13 protein-coding genes and 1 tRNA gene are annotated in these 12,352 nt (G+C 62.5%); 7 read left to right on the top strand and 7 right to left on the bottom strand.

Annotation, left to right across the window (positions count from 1 at the left end):
* Together HH213_RS28755 and HH213_RS30745 are read right to left on the bottom strand one after the other, a co-directional pair.
* Nucleotides 1–471 carry a DUF421 domain-containing protein gene (locus HH213_RS28755; protein WP_169114600.1) on the bottom strand — a complete coding sequence of 157 codons (471 nt, stop codon included), beginning with the start codon at nucleotides 469–471 and terminating at the stop codon, nucleotides 1–3.
* A gap of 70 nt (nucleotides 472–541) precedes the next feature.
* A complete protein-coding gene (locus tag HH213_RS30745) occupies nucleotides 542–1,129 on the bottom strand; it encodes a KGG domain-containing protein (RefSeq protein ID WP_169114602.1) in 588 nt (195 codons plus the stop codon).
* Nucleotides 1,130–1,405: 276 nt separating this feature from the next.
* Between HH213_RS30745 and HH213_RS28765 the strand changes: the two genes are divergently transcribed.
* The 3 genes from HH213_RS28765 (at nucleotide 1,406) to HH213_RS28775 (ending at nucleotide 3,670) form a co-directional block, all read left to right on the top strand.
* Nucleotides 1,406–1,585 (top strand): hypothetical protein, encoded by a 180-nt coding sequence (locus HH213_RS28765; RefSeq protein WP_110849433.1) that lies wholly within the window; start codon nucleotides 1,406–1,408, stop codon nucleotides 1,583–1,585.
* A gap of 114 nt (nucleotides 1,586–1,699) precedes the next feature.
* Nucleotides 1,700–2,689, top strand: coding sequence for a gamma-glutamyl-gamma-aminobutyrate hydrolase family protein (locus HH213_RS28770; RefSeq protein WP_110849432.1), 990 nt, complete (start codon nucleotides 1,700–1,702; stop codon nucleotides 2,687–2,689).
* 273 nt (nucleotides 2,690–2,962) lie between these two features.
* A complete protein-coding gene (locus HH213_RS28775) occupies nucleotides 2,963–3,670 on the top strand; it encodes a substrate-binding periplasmic protein (protein WP_229263216.1) in 708 nt (235 codons plus the stop codon).
* Here the strand turns inward: HH213_RS28775 and HH213_RS28780 are convergent, their stop codons facing one another.
* Nucleotides 3,671–4,789, bottom strand: coding sequence for a YbdK family carboxylate-amine ligase (locus tag HH213_RS28780; protein WP_169114606.1), 1,119 nt, complete (start codon nucleotides 4,787–4,789; stop codon nucleotides 3,671–3,673).
* The gene (locus tag HH213_RS28785) at nucleotides 4,789–5,976 is read right to left on the bottom strand and encodes a cation:proton antiporter (protein ID WP_169114608.1); all 1,188 of its coding nucleotides are present in this window, start codon (nucleotides 5,974–5,976) and stop codon (nucleotides 4,789–4,791) included. The genes HH213_RS28780 and HH213_RS28785 overlap by 1 nt, the downstream gene beginning before the upstream one ends.
* An 86-nt stretch (nucleotides 5,977–6,062) precedes the next feature.
* On the opposite strand from HH213_RS28785, the gene fghA reads away from it, so the two are divergent.
* Nucleotides 6,063–6,908 (top strand): S-formylglutathione hydrolase, encoded by an 846-nt coding sequence (gene fghA, locus HH213_RS28790; RefSeq protein WP_169114610.1) that lies wholly within the window; start codon nucleotides 6,063–6,065, stop codon nucleotides 6,906–6,908.
* Here the strand turns inward: fghA and HH213_RS28795 are convergent.
* The 3 genes from HH213_RS28795 to HH213_RS28805 all read right to left on the bottom strand — a co-directional run bounded on the left by HH213_RS28795 (nucleotide 6,898) and on the right by HH213_RS28805 (nucleotide 8,728).
* Nucleotides 6,898–7,479 (bottom strand): DJ-1/PfpI family protein, encoded by a 582-nt coding sequence (locus tag HH213_RS28795; protein ID WP_169114612.1) that lies wholly within the window; start codon nucleotides 7,477–7,479, stop codon nucleotides 6,898–6,900. The two genes, fghA and HH213_RS28795, sit on opposite strands and share 11 nt — an antisense overlap.
* Nucleotides 7,480–7,553: 74 nt before the next feature.
* A complete protein-coding gene (locus tag HH213_RS28800) occupies nucleotides 7,554–8,516 on the bottom strand; it encodes a chemotaxis protein (protein WP_110849426.1) in 963 nt (320 codons plus the stop codon).
* A 136-nt stretch (nucleotides 8,517–8,652) separates the two neighbouring features.
* Nucleotides 8,653–8,728 (bottom strand) — tRNA-Gly (locus HH213_RS28805).
* A gap of 119 nt (nucleotides 8,729–8,847) precedes the next feature.
* Here HH213_RS28805 and HH213_RS28810 point away from each other — a divergent pair.
* From HH213_RS28810 to HH213_RS28820, 3 genes are read left to right on the top strand one after another with little or no spacing between them, the layout of a single operon-like run.
* Nucleotides 8,848–10,482, top strand: a complete 1,635-nt coding sequence (locus HH213_RS28810; protein ID WP_110849425.1) for a Na+/H+ antiporter — start codon at nucleotides 8,848–8,850, stop codon at nucleotides 10,480–10,482.
* 4 nt (nucleotides 10,483–10,486) lie between these two features.
* On the top strand, nucleotides 10,487–11,602 hold the full coding sequence (locus tag HH213_RS28815; protein WP_169114614.1) for a sensor histidine kinase: 1,116 nt from the start codon (nucleotides 10,487–10,489) through the stop codon (nucleotides 11,600–11,602).
* Nucleotides 11,590–12,345 carry a LytR/AlgR family response regulator transcription factor gene (locus HH213_RS28820; protein ID WP_169114616.1) on the top strand — a complete coding sequence of 252 codons (756 nt, stop codon included), beginning with the start codon at nucleotides 11,590–11,592 and terminating at the stop codon, nucleotides 12,343–12,345. The genes HH213_RS28815 and HH213_RS28820 overlap by 13 nt, the downstream gene beginning before the upstream one ends.
* Nucleotides 12,346–12,352 lie beyond the last annotated feature (7 nt).

Genomic DNA, 12,352 nt, shown 5'->3' on the forward strand with positions numbered 1-12,352 from the left:
TCATGCGCGGCGTTTTTTCTCCAGCACCGTGATGCTGCCGTCCGCTTCGAGGAAAATGCAGCGGGCGTCGGCCAGTTCGACGTCCGCTTCGCGCAATGCCTGTTCGACGTCGCTTTCGGCGATCCGGCATTTTTTCAGCACGTCATGGTAAACGCGGCCATCGCGGCCAAGCAGCACGCTTTCGCCGTCGATGATGCTGGCCAGCTTGCGGCTGCGGGAGGAGATGTAGGCCAGCGAGATATTCAGCGCAATCAGCGTGCAGGCGATCAGCAGCCCCCCGCCGATCGAGTCGTCGCCGCCGGACAGCGAGTTGGACACTGCTTCGCTAAGCAGCATCACCACCAGCAGGTCAAACGGCGTGAACTGCCCTACCGTGCGCTTGCCGGACATCCGTACCAGCACCAGCAACACGCAATACACGATGACGCCGCGCAGGACAAATTCCCACCACGGCAAGCTCATATCGAACATGTGGTCTCCTTGCGTGATGCTTGAGCGTAAACGCAATAGCGCCCGCGAGTATGTGCGGGCGCTAACGATGTCAACACGGCGGCGCGCGGCCGCCGGGTGGACTGTGATAATCAGCGATCTTTCTTGTGGCTTTGACGGCCGGCTTCCGCATGCTGCTCCGGCGTGCCGCCACGCGTTCCGCCGCTGCCGCTGCCGCCAGTGCCGCTGCCGCTGCTGGCACTACCCCCACTGCCGGTATTGCCGGTGCCCGCGCCGCTGCTGCGCGAACCAGCGCCACCGCTTTGCTGGCTGCCACCACTGCGCGCTCCGCTGGAACCGGTGGTGCCGCGCGAGTCGTCATCCCGGTCATCGTCTTCGCTGCGGGGGAACCGCTGCTGCCCGCATTGCCGCTTTGCTGATTGCCATCATTCTTATGGCTCATGCTGCCGGCCTTGCGGGCTTCTTCGGTGGTGAATTCGTGCGCATTGCCGGAAGCATGGGCGGCACGGCCGCCTTCCGCCGCGATCTCGCGCTGCCGTTCAGGATCCATCGAACCGAAGCCGCGGTTGCTGGTGTCGCTTTGCTCGCTGCTGCCTTTGTCACTGCCCTGCTTACCTTGGTTGCCTTGATTGCCTTGATTACCTTGATTACCTTGATTGCCTTGATTAGAACTGGCCATGATCTGGTCTCCCTTTAGGTGTTTTCCCGGCACTGATGCGCCAGTGAGTGCTCATCGTAAGACGTGTGCCGCAGCACGGGTAGAGCAGCTCGCCTGTGTTCGCGTAGGAGATTCCTTGCTTCTGAAGAGCCTGGGTCACATATGGATGAGCCAACAGGTTACACAGGCTGCGCCTACGCGAACACGAGCGTCCGGCCTACAGCCTGCTCTAGCATACGCCGCTAAGATGTTCCTCAGCGCCCTACTGGAGGTGCGCCTTTCACACGGAGAAACATCATGAGCAAACCGACCCAAGGCGGTAAAAACGGCGGCAACAGCAGCGTGCAGGAAGCCAAAGGCAGCAAGTCGGCCACTACCGGCTCGTCGTCCACCGGCAATGGCGGCAGCAGCAAAGGCAACAGCCAGTCGGCCGCCAGCGGCAACAAAGCCAGCAAATCCGGCAACAAATCGAAGTAAGCGGGCATGGGCGGGCGCGCAGTGTACGCGCGCTCACCTTCGCCAGCGATAGCGTACGACTGTTGACTTCGACCTGTGGCACACTGATGCCATCCGAGACCAACAGGAATGAGCATGAGCGACGGACCAGACGAGCAAGATCCCCCAGTCACGCCACAACGCCGCGCCGCCGACCAGGGCGAGCGTCGCAAACAGGACCGCAAGACCCAGCACGATAGCGGCACGCCGCGTTATCTCGATCCCGGCGATACCGTCTTCAGCCTGTGGGGCCGCGTCATCATGGCGCGCTACCGGCGCGTCGCGGCGGCCGCCACCCGGCACATTATCCAGCGACCATTGCACATCGGCGTCTCGGCGCGCATCTTCCACCCGGAACCGGGTGCGACCGGTCTGCGCAGCAAGAATCTACAGTATCTCGAAGAGTCGATCGCGCAGTGGGTGATGTCGCGCGATGTGCTGGTGTTTATGATCCCCACCGTGAATACCGATGGCCTGCTGCACCCGTCCAACATCCGCCTGCGCGATTACGCCAAGCATCTGGACGGACTGGTGCTGCAAGGCGGCGCCGACGTGTCGCCGCAGAGTTATTCCGAGGTACCGACCCGGCCCGAATGGGGTGGCGACCGGGCGCGCGATATGTACGAGCTGGAATTGCTGCATGAATTTGTCGAGGCCGGCAAGCCGGTGCTGGGCATTTGCCGGGGCTGCCAGCTGATCAACGTCGCCTTCGGCGGCACGCTGTACCAGGATATCGCGTCGGATGTGCCGGAATCGCTGGCCCACGTCAACGACGACTACGACCGCAACCGCCATGAAATCAGCTTCCCAGCCGGCTCGTCGCTGGCGCGCATGTTCAAGGGACAGGCGCGTGGACTGGTCAATTCGATCCACCACCAGGCGGTCAAAACGCTGGGGCGGGATATGTCGGTGGAGGCGCTGTCGGTGCCGGACAATATGGTCGAAGCGATCCGCTACCGCAAGGCGCCGTTCGTGATGGGTCTGCAATGGCACCCGGAATTCCACCGCGCCGGCGGCGTCGAACTGCTGGACTGCACCGGCATCCTCGACAACTTCCTGCGTGTGGCCCGCGAGACACGCTTCTGACCGCTGCCGGCGTATGCACACCCTGTGTGGTCCCCGGCAGATGCCTGCTTTTGTCTGAAATGGTCTGAAGATTGCCTGCTTTTTTTGGTCTGCCCGCTGTCATTCTCCTATGAAGAGTGGCCTGCGGCCTGTTACAAATGCAGGCATCGCTCAGGCGATTTCAGCCAAAAGCAGGCATCGGCTTGAGGTACAAGCCCCTATGTATATACGGATCAAGACATTGGTGTAGACTGGCGGCACCATAAAATCAAAACAATAGTCATGAGACGTGCCGTGATTGCCGCTTGTATGCTGCTTGCCTCGCCGACCACCTCGGCCGAGGAAGTGATCCACGTGGCGTACAGCGAGCGGCCGCCGTACATGATTACGCAGCCGGATGGCACGCCTGGCGGCCTGACCGGCGCGCCCGCCACCGCCGCGTTCAAACACGCCGGCATCCCGGTGCAATGGCATAAGGTACCGACCAACCGCCAGTTGATGATGGTGAAAGACCACGCCAGCCCCAGCTGCGCCATCGGCTGGTTCAATACGCCGGAACGGCGGCAATACGGCAAATTCACCAAGCCTATCTATCGTGACCGCAGCTGGGTGGTACTGACCAACGCCGCTTTCGCCGCGCGCAACATCGGCTCGCTTGCCGAACTGGCACGCCAGCACGACGCCCGCGTGCTCGTTAAGGATAACTATTCGTATGGCGAGCTGGATGCCTTCATGCAGCACTGGCAGCCGGTGACGGCCATCTCGACCGCGCCCACGCTGAAGATGGTGCAATCGGTCAGCAAAGGCATGGTGGACCTGATGTTCGTCTCCGACGACGAAGGCCATTACATCATCGAGCACCACGCCGGCCAGCAGGCGCCCAATCTGCGGCTACTGCAATTCAAGGATATGCCGCGTGGCATGGAGCGCTACATCATGTGCGGCAAGAGCGTGCCGGATGAGGTGATCGCCCGTCTCAACAAGGCAATCACCTTCAAGTAATCAACGTCCGCGGAAGCGGTGAATAGCCGCGTCGACCACGCCTTCCACACTGCCGCTGGCGTCAAACTGCTGGCGCAGATAATGCGCATCGCTGCCCTCATGCGTGACCTGCATCAGATGCTGTAAGCCGGCCGTGGCGCCCAGTTGCGCGCCGTACGGTTCCATCTTGCGCAGCGTGGTCAGGATGTCTTCGCGCAGCGACAGGCTCTCATAGGTTTTCGGATGGACCACCGTGCCGTCCAGGCCAAAGCGGCAGGCCTGGAAGCGGTTGTAGTTGTACACCAGATAGTCGTCCTCTTCCGGCGCCGCCTCGCGCCGCTCCAGCAGATAGGCGCACAGCGATTGCAGGTAGACGGCCAGCGCCGCCGCCCGCTCCACGGTGAGCGGCGTGTCGCACACGCGCAGTTCGATGGTGCCGAACTCCGGCTTGGGACGAATATCCCAGTAGAAGTCCTTCATGCTCTTGATCACGCCGGTGTGTTCCATCTTGGCGAAATACTCGTGCTCAAAGGTGTGCCAGCTTTGCGTGAACGGCGCCCGGCCGCTCATCGGAAACGCAAACACCGAGTTCAGCCGCGCCGAGTTGAACAGCGTGTCATTGCCCTGCACATACGGCGACGACGACGACAGCGCGATAAAGTGCGGCACGTAGCGGCTCAGCGAATGCAGCAGGAACAGCGCATCGTCGCCCGAGGCGCAGCCAATGTGCACGTGCTGACCGAAAATGGTGAACTGCTTGGCCAGATAGCCATACAGCTCCGACACTTCCTTGAAGCGCGGCTTGGAGAAGATGCGGCGGTCCGACCATTTCTGGAACGGGTGCGTGCCGCCGCCGCAGATGCCGATATTGAGCTGCTCGCCGGCCTGCACCAGCGTGTCGCGGATCACCTGCAACTGCGCTACCAGTTCAGTATGGTTGGTATGCACGTCGCTGTTAATCTCGATCATGCTTTCGGTAATTTCCGGCGTCACGTTGCCGGGGAAAGGCTTGCGGCTCAACAGGTGCAGCAAGTCCGGGCTGGACGCGGTCAGGTCGAAGTCCGACAGGCTGATCAGTTGCAATTCCAGCTCGACGCCCATGGTCAGCGGCTTCGACGATTTAAATTCTTCCAATGCCATTATTTTTCCTCCTGCGATGGCGATTCATTGGCCCAGATCAGCGCGCGCTGGGTGATCATCGGACCGACCACTTCCAGCAGCAGCGTCATGGCCGTCAGCGCGGCCAGCTCATCGACCAGTACGATCCCCATGTACTTGGTTTGCTCCAGCAGCAGCGTGACAAACACCGACATCGGCGACAGCGCGATGCCGGTCAGCACGCCCTTGCGCCACCAGATGCCGCTGACGTGCGCAAACGCCGCCACGCTGGCCGTCTTGACCAGGAAGCGCGCCAGCAGCAACACCGCCGCCAGGCCGGCGCCGTCGACCACGCGCTCCCACTCCAGCGTCGACACGGCAAACACGAACAGCAGCACGGTCAGCAATTCGCCGATGCCGCCGAAGTTGCGCTCGGTGCGGCTGAACGCCACCCGCTTGTGCCGCGCCGCCAGACCGAAGGTCAGCGTGGCCAGCACCGGCGACACGTCAAACGCGCGCGAGGCCGCCACCAGCAGGATCACGCCCAGCGCAAACGCGATGGTGCCGTCCTGCGCCAGCGCGCCTAGCCGGCGCAGCAAGGCCGGCACAATGAAGCCCATTACCGCGCCCATCGCGGCCGACACCAGCAGTTCAATCCCGCTGTGCGACACCGCCTGCGTCAGGCTGCCGGAGGTCTGGAACACCCAGAAGCCGACCACCACCTTGAACACGAACACGGCGATGACGCTATTGATGGCGACCAGGTGCAGCACCCGTTCGGTCACCTGGCCGGAGCTGTTTTCTTCGTTAATCACGCGCAGCACGCCGGCTGGCGAAGTCGACATGGCCAACGAGGCCAGCAGCAGAGAAGTCAGCGGCGGCATGCCGGTCAGATGCGCGATCAGGTACACCACGCCGAAGGTCGCGGCCGACTCCACCAGCCCGCTGACGGCGATCCACGGATTAATCCGCAGCCAGTGCAGATTGATGCGATAACCAAATTCAAACAGGATCAGACCGAAGGCCATATTGGCCAGAATGGTCACATTGCTCGATGCGCCGCTGCTGAGCGCTTCCGGGAATGCCTGCGCCAGTAAAAATCCCACCAAACCGTAAACACTGATGCGCGGCAGGCGCGTCCAGCGATGCACGAATTCCCCCGAGAGCCAAGCCAGGGCAATTGCCAGTGGCCAGCCCAGATCGGCCAAAATGACCTGAATATCCGGCATGTACTTCTCCTTTTTAACAATACTTGTACAATTCTGCGCTGGATCGGCCGCTTTTACTGTGCGCTGGGGAACATTAGGAAACAAATATGCTAGAGATTGTCAACGAACATGCCTGCTTCGGCGGCATACAGCGTTTTTATCGCCATCAATCGCAGGAGATCGGCTTGCCGATGCGCTTCTCGGTATTCATCCCGGCACAGGCCCAGCACAGCCCGGTGCCGGCGCTGTTCTACCTCGCCGGCCTGACCTGCACCGAAGAGACCTTCATGATCAAGGCCGGCGCGCAGCGCGTGGCGGCCGAACTGGGCCTAATGCTGATCACGCCCGACACCAGCCCGCGCGGCGCCAATGTCGACGGCGAAAGCGACAGCTGGGATTTCGGCGTCGGCGCCGGCTTCTATCTCGACGCCACCGAGGCCAAGTGGGCCAGGCACTATCGCATGTACAGCTACATTCATGAGCTGCGCGAACTGGTTGAAAAAACGCTGCCGGTCGATGCCCAACGCCTCGGCATCTTCGGCCACTCGATGGGCGGCCATGGCGCGCTGACCATGGCGCTGAAACGCCCGGACGTGTTCCGCTCGGTGTCGGCGTTTGCGCCGATCGCCGCACCGTCGCAATGCCCGTGGGGCCAGAAGGCGTTCAGCGGCTACCTCGGGCAGGATACTACGGCATGGGCACAGTACGACGCCACCCTGCTGATGGCAGGGCTGAAGACGCCCTTCCCGGCCGGCATCCTGATCGACCAGGGGCTGGGCGACAAATTCCTGGCCGAGCAGCTGTATCCGGAAGCGTTCGAGGCCGCCTGCCAGACGGCGGCGCAGCCGCTGACCCTGCGCCGCCACGCGGATTACGATCACGGCTACTACTTCATCCAGACCTTCGTGGAAGACCACCTGCGCTTCCACGCGAAGAATCTGGCTACAGTTTAATTTCCGTGCCCAGTTTCTGCAGGAACTGGCCGATCCACGCCGGATGCGCAGGCCACGCCGGCGCGGTGACGAAGATGCCGTCGGTGACCGCCTGGTCGACTGGAATGTCGGCATAGGTGGCGCCGGCCAGCTTGACCTCCGGCGCGCAGGCCGGGTAAGCGGAGATCGTCTTGCCGCGGATGACCTCGGCCGCCGCCAGCAGTTGCGCGCCGTGGCACACCGCCGCAATCGGCTTGCCGGCCGCCGCGAACTGCTGCACCAGCTCGATCACGCGCGCATTGAGTCGCAGATATTCCGGCGCGCGGCCGCCGGCGATCATCAGCGCATCGTAGTTACCCACCTCGGCGTCGGCAAAGCTGGCGTTCAGCTTGAACAGGTGGCCGGGTTTTTCGGTGTAGGTCTGGTCGCCTTCAAAATCATGAATGGCGGTCTTGATGGTGTCGCCGGCCCGCTTGTCCGGGCACACGGCGTGTACCACATGGCCGACGGCCTGGAGCGCCTGGAACGGCACCATGGTCTCGTAATCTTCCGCAAAGTCGCCGGTCAGGAACAGAATTTTCTTGGCTGCCACGGTATATCCTTTCGAAAAAAATAAAGGGCCGCGACGTCACCATCGCGGCCCTTCATACTACCGTGTTTTGCGACTTACGCCGCAGCCTTGCCCAACACCGAACGAATCGTGCCGGCCAGGTCCTCGGCCGAGAACTTGGCGACATACGCATCGGCGCCCACGCCTTTGACGTGGTCTTCATTGGTTTTACCGGACAACGAAGAATGGATCACCACAGGAATCTTGCCGAAGCGCGGGTCCTGCTTGATCAGGCGGGTCAAGGTAAAGCCATCCATCTCCGGCATTTCCAGATCGGTCAGCACCATCGCCACGCGATCCGTAATCTGCAGCCCTTCGGCCTTGGCGCCTTCCGCGATGGTTTGCAGACGGTCCCAGGCTTCCTTGCCGGATTTGGTCATGATGAAATGCACGCCCATCGCTTCCAGACCTTTTTCGATCAGGTTGCGCGCCACCACCGAATCGTCGGCGGCCAGCACCACGGCGCCCGGCTTGAGCAGCACTTTCGGGCCGATGGTTTCCGGATCGATGTCTTCGCGTTCCGGCGGCACCAGTTCGCGCAAGATGGTTTCCACGTCCAGCACCTGCGCCAGGCGGGTGTTTTGCGTGTCGCCGTCGACGCGGGCGATACTGGTGACCTTGCCGCCGGCCGTGCCTTCGGCCGTCAGCACCTGGCTCCAGTCCAGGCGCACGATTTCATCCACTGATTCGACCGCGAACGCTTGCGTGGTGCGCGCGAATTCAGTGACCAACATAATATTCAGACCAGTTTTTGGGGTCACACCGACAATGCCAGGCAAATCCAGCACCGTGATGATTTGTCCGCGCAGGTTCACGACGCCCAGCATGTGTGGCGGGGATCCGGCCACAGCAGTCACTTCGGGCATCGCAACGATTTCGCGGATTTTGAAGACGTTAATACCGAACAGCTCAGAATGTTCGCCATTGGCGTCGCCGCCGAGACGGAACAAGAGGAGTTCGAACTTGTTGGAGTTGGTTAAGTTACTACGCTCATCAACTTCCTGTTGAACAGATTTCATGGATTCGTCTCCTTCGGTGGTCCTAACCCAGTATAACGTTAGCAACGCCGAATATGTTGTATTGGAGAACGATAAACAACAAAAAAGGAAGCCCGTGGGCTTCCTTAGTGTTTGCTACTGATGTGCTACTGAATTCTGGAGCGGGAGAAGAGTCTCGAACTCTCGACCTCAACCTTGGCAAGGTTGCGCTCTACCAACTGAGCTACTCCCGCAGAAGGCATGCATTATGACAGAAAGATTTCTCTTCCGCCAGTGCCATGCCCCAACTTTTTAGCGAACACCCGATAGTGTAAGCTTAGCCTGTTTAACTGTACACGGAGTCAAGGTAGGAATGGATTCAATTGAAGTCGTCTTGGTCATGATGCTGGCGGTGGTCGCCAGCGCCTATATTCGCCGGGTGCTGCCGGGCACCATCCCGCTGCCGCTGGTGCAGATCGGCCTGGGCGCGCTGATCGCCGCCAAGTCCGAACATGGGGTCGACCTCGAACCGGACCTGTTCTTCCTGGTCTTCTTGCCGCCGCTGCTGTTCCTGGACGGCTGGCGCATACCCAAGAGCGGCCTGCTGCGCGACAAAGGCACCATCATCGAGCTGGCCTTCGGGCTGGTGGTGTTTACCGTGATCGGCGCCGGCTTCCTGATCCACTGGATGATTCCCGCCATGCCGCTGCCGGTAGCGTTTGCGCTGGCCGCCATCGTCTCGCCGACCGATCCGGTGGCCGTGAGTTCGATCGCCGCCACCTCGCCAATTCCAAAACGGCTGATGCACATCCTGGAAGGCGAATCGCTGCTGAACGACGCCTCCGGCCTGGTGTGCTTCCGCTTTGCGGTGGCCGCCGCCATGACCGGCGCCTTCTCGCTGCAAACCGCCGCCATCACCTTCTTCTGGCTGGTGGCCGGCGGCATCGCGGCCGGCGTCGGCGTGACCTGGCTGATCACCTGGCTGCAACGCTGGCTGACGCGCCACTTCGGCGAACCGCCAGGCTCGCCGATTTTGGTCAACCTGCTGATGCCGTTCGGCGCCTACCTGGTGGCCGAACGCCTGCACGCCTCCGGCATCCTGGCCGCAGTGGCGGCCGGCATCACCATGAGCTACGTCGAGTTGAGCGGCCACGCCATGGCCAGCACCCGCATCCAGCGCTCGGCCGTGTGGGACACGGTGCAGTTCTCGCTGAACGGCGTGATGTTCGTGCTGCTGGGCGAACAACTGCCGGAGATTTTCCACCTGGCCGGTACCTCGCTGGAAGAAAGCGGCCATTTGAATCGCTGGTGGTTGCTGGTGTACGCGCTGGCCATTACCGCCGGCCTGCTGGTGCTGCGCTTTGCGTGGGTGTGGGCCTCGCTGCGGCTGACCATCTTCAAACAGAAATTCCGCCACCAGCCGCGCCAGAAAATCAATCCGCGCCTGCTGCTGGCCACCACGCTGGCCGGCGCACGCGGCACCATCACGCTGGCCGGCGTGCTGACGCTGCCGCTGGTGCTGCCGGACGGCTCGCCGTTCCCGGCGCGCGCGCTGACCATCTTCATGGCCTGCTCGGTGATCCTGCTGTCGCTGCTGGTGGCCAGCATCGCCCTGCCACGGCTGCTGGCCGGCATGACCTTCCCGGCCGAGCCGGAAGAACAGCAGGAAGAAGACCTGGCGCGCCGCACCGCCGCCAATGCCGCCATCTCCGCCATCGAGAAAGCGCAGATAGAGCTGATGGAATCCGACGCCTGCATCGATCCCGATGTGTATCCGCAGGCGGCCGCGCGCGTGATCGCCTTCTATGAGCACAAGCTAAAAGAAGTCGATCCCGAAAGCCAACAAGCGTGGCGCAAGACCGATTCCGCCGAACGCGAACTGCGGCTGGCGGCCCTGGCGGCCGAGCGCAACACCGTGTTCGACCTGGCCCGCCACGATCACATTTCCGACGAAACCTCGCGCAAGCTGGTACGCGAAATCGACCTGATGGAAGCACGCTACCGCTAACGCCATGCAGAGAACCCGCACCGTCCTCGCCATCGCCTGGGTCTTATTCTGGCTGCTGATGATCAGCACCGCCGTGCAGGAATACCTGCGCGACCATGACCATGGCATGTGGAAGCCGGTGCTGTGGGAGACCTCGTCGGCGCTGACCTGCACCCTGCTGCTGCTGGCGCAGCGCCACTTCACACGCCGCTACGACTATCTGGTGCATGCGCCGCTGCGCTGGTTTGCGCGCCAGCTGGTGTGGCTGCCGGTGTACTGGCTGGCGTTTGTGCCGGTCGCCTTCGGCAGCCGCTACGCGGTGTACGCGCTGGCCGGCGACGCCTATACCCACGGCGGCTGGGCCGAAGTATTTTTGTACGAAGACATCAAGATGACGGTGTTTTTCTTCATCTTCGCCACCATCACGTTCGGCGTGCTGTCGTTCCACGCCATGCTGGATGAGAAGCTGCGGGTGGAACGCGCCAATGCGTCATTGCGTGAGGCGCAGCTGCTGCGACTGAGCCAGCAGATGCAGCCGCACTTCCTGTTCAATGCCTTGAATACGATATCGTCGCTGATGTACAGCGAGGTGGCGCGCGCCGACGCCATGCTGGTGCAATTGTCGGACGTGCTGCGCGCCACGCTGGATGTCGGCGAGCGTCATCTGGTTCCGCTGGAAATGGAACTGCGGCTGCTGCGCGGTTACGCGGCGCTGATGGCGGAACGGTTTTCCGACCGCGTCACCATCTCGTGGGAGATTGATGACGCACTACTGGCGTGCGCAGTGCCGGTGATGAGCATGCAGCCCTTGCTGGAAAATGTGTTCAAGCACACCGTGGAAAAGCGCCGCCAGCCAACCGCCATCACACTATCCGTCCAGCGCCAGCAAGACACGCTGGTGCTGCGCGTCGAGGACGACGCCGGCCTGCTGCCCGCCGCCACGCCAGCAGCAGGTAGCGCGGCGGCGGCGGCCGGCGGCGCGGACGCGGACCGCAGCGCCAGCATTGGCGTGGGCGGCATCGGCGTGCGCAATCTGCGCGAACGTCTGGCCGCGCTGTATGGCGACCGTGCGGCGTTTGACCTGATCCAGCTGTCGCCCGCCGGCGTGCGGGCCGAAGTGAGGCTGCCATGCGCGTGCTGATCGTCGACGACGAACGTCCCGCGCGCGACAAACTGCGTCGCATGCTGGCGTCGGAACCGGACATCAGCGCCATCGACGAAGCCCGCGACGGCGTCGAAGCGCTGGAAATGCTGCCCGCCTTCGCGCCCGACCTGCTACTGCTCGACATCCAGATGCCCGAAATCACCGGCCTCGATGTCGCCGCCTCGCTGCCAACGCCGGCGCCACTGGTGGTGTTCGTCACCGCCTACGACGAATACGCCGTGCGCGCTTTCGACGCCAACGCCATCGACTACCTGCTCAAGCCCTACGACCAGCCACGCCTGCAACGCGCCCTGCAGCGCGCGCGCGAACGCCTGGCAGCAACGCGCACTGCAACGGCTCCACCAACCGCCGCAGCGCCACTGCAAACGCCCGCCCCCGCCCTGCCCGCCGTCACCCAATTACTGGTCCCCGAGCGCACCGGCACCCGCATCATCAAAGTCGACGCCATCCAGTGGATCGAAACCGCCGACAATTACATCATCCTGCACACCGCCGACGGCCAACCGCTGATGCGACAAACCCTGGCCGGCCTGCTGGACAAACTCGGCCCGCGTTTCATCCGCTGCCACCGCCGCGCCGCCGTGCAGCTGGACTGGATCGCCAGCATCGTCAACCACGAAAAAGGGGACGGCGAACTGCTGTTGCACAGCGGCGCGCGCGTCCCCCTCAGCCGTCAATACCGCGCCGACGTCATCGCGCGGATCGCCGGCAACAGCTAGCCAAAGC

Source organism: Duganella dendranthematis (assembly GCF_012849375.1).
GTDB classification, from domain to species: Bacteria; Pseudomonadota; Gammaproteobacteria; order Burkholderiales; family Burkholderiaceae_D; genus Rugamonas; species Rugamonas dendranthematis.

Excerpts from the sequence above, each read along its gene's own strand:
- HH213_RS28755 (WP_169114600.1), bottom strand. The coding sequence starts at position 471 with ATGTTCGATATGAGCTTGCCGTGGTGGGAATTTGTCCTGCGCGGCGTC.
- HH213_RS30745 (WP_169114602.1), bottom strand. The coding sequence starts at position 1,129 with ATGGCCAGTTCTAATCAAGGCAATCAAGGTAATCAAGGTAATCAAGGC.
- HH213_RS28765 (WP_110849433.1), top strand. The coding sequence starts at position 1,406 with ATGAGCAAACCGACCCAAGGCGGTAAAAACGGCGGCAACAGCAGCGTG.
- HH213_RS28770 (WP_110849432.1), top strand. The coding sequence starts at position 1,700 with ATGAGCGACGGACCAGACGAGCAAGATCCCCCAGTCACGCCACAACGC.
- HH213_RS28780 (WP_169114606.1), bottom strand. The coding sequence starts at position 4,789 with ATGGCATTGGAAGAATTTAAATCGTCGAAGCCGCTGACCATGGGCGTC.
- HH213_RS28785 (WP_169114608.1), bottom strand. The coding sequence starts at position 5,976 with ATGCCGGATATTCAGGTCATTTTGGCCGATCTGGGCTGGCCACTGGCA.
- fghA (WP_169114610.1), top strand. The coding sequence starts at position 6,063 with ATGCTAGAGATTGTCAACGAACATGCCTGCTTCGGCGGCATACAGCGT.
- HH213_RS28800 (WP_110849426.1), bottom strand. The coding sequence starts at position 8,516 with ATGAAATCTGTTCAACAGGAAGTTGATGAGCGTAGTAACTTAACCAAC.
- HH213_RS28810 (WP_110849425.1), top strand. The coding sequence starts at position 8,848 with ATGGATTCAATTGAAGTCGTCTTGGTCATGATGCTGGCGGTGGTCGCC.
- HH213_RS28815 (WP_169114614.1), top strand. The coding sequence starts at position 10,487 with ATGCAGAGAACCCGCACCGTCCTCGCCATCGCCTGGGTCTTATTCTGG.
- HH213_RS28820 (WP_169114616.1), top strand. The coding sequence starts at position 11,590 with ATGCGCGTGCTGATCGTCGACGACGAACGTCCCGCGCGCGACAAACTG.